The 1,074-nt window shown below is 59.4% G+C and carries 1 pseudogene; it reads left to right on the forward strand.

From position 1 onward, the window contains the following. Positions 1-16 precede the first annotated feature (16 nt). A pseudogene (locus QCE48_RS31625) lies at positions 17-1,074 on the forward strand (phosphatidylserine/phosphatidylglycerophosphate/cardiolipin synthase family protein); the annotation flags it as partial.

Raw genomic sequence — 1,074 nt, forward strand, 5'->3', positions numbered from 1 at the left:
CGACCGCGAGGAAATCATGTATCGCGAGAAGCTTCTGCGCGGAAGCGGCAATGGTCCAACGTTGGGGACCATAGCCGCGTATGGCGTGGAACCATCGCACCATCAGAAAATGGTGCTGATCGACTACGAAGCGCCAAAAGTGGCGGTCGGCTTCGTGATGGGACATAACACGCTCGATGCCTACTGGGACGACGACGGGCACAGCCACGCGAAGAAAGCGCCGAATCTGGGGCGCAACGGTGCAACGCCACGGCAGGACATGTCGGCGATCATGGCGGGGCCGATACTCGAAAGCCTGAACGACAATTTTTGCCGTGCATGGCAACGTGACGCAAAGGAAGATCTGTTCGCACGGCGTGATGGCCTGGAAAAGCAGCTACAGCTGCGAGAAAAAATCGGGAATCACACGCTTGTGCGTGTCATGGCCCAGATTAACCGCACGCAGTCGCAGGAGGGCGTCCGCGATATTGAGGCGCTTTACCTTCAGGCCGTGAACAACGCGACGAAATTCATCTATATCGAGAACCAGTATTTTCGCTGGCCGGCGCTCGCGGAAAAGATCAAGAGCGCGGCGCAGGCCCAGATTTGCGCTGGGCGAGATCCGGCAAAACCGGTTCATCTGTTTGTCGTGACCAACGCGAACAAGGACGGCATCGGACAGGGGCCGGGGACGACCTACGACATGCTCGACAGTCTTGGCCGTGCGGACACCATTCCGACCATCGCGAAGGAAGAGCGCAGCGACACGCTAGGCGGCGCTTTGCTGGATGCGAAGAAGGAGGTCACGGCGGCGAACACGCAGATGCGCAACGCGAGCGGCCCGCAGCAACAGGCCGACGCCCAGCGCGCGATTGACGCAGCGCAAGCCAAGCAGGTGAAGCTGCAGCAACAGTACGATGACAACCACAACACTGGCAAAGCAGTCCTGCCGGAGCCGGTTCCCGGTCTGAAGGTCCACGTTTGTTCGCTCGTTGCGCCGGACTCGCCAGCGGGCAGCACATGGATGCCGGTCTACGTTCATAGCAAGATCATGATTATCGATGACGTGTTTCTCACGCACGGTTCGGCCAATGT

Source organism: Caballeronia sp. LZ024, assembly GCF_031451455.1.
In the GTDB taxonomy this organism is placed as follows: Bacteria; Pseudomonadota; Gammaproteobacteria; order Burkholderiales; family Burkholderiaceae; genus Caballeronia; species Caballeronia telluris.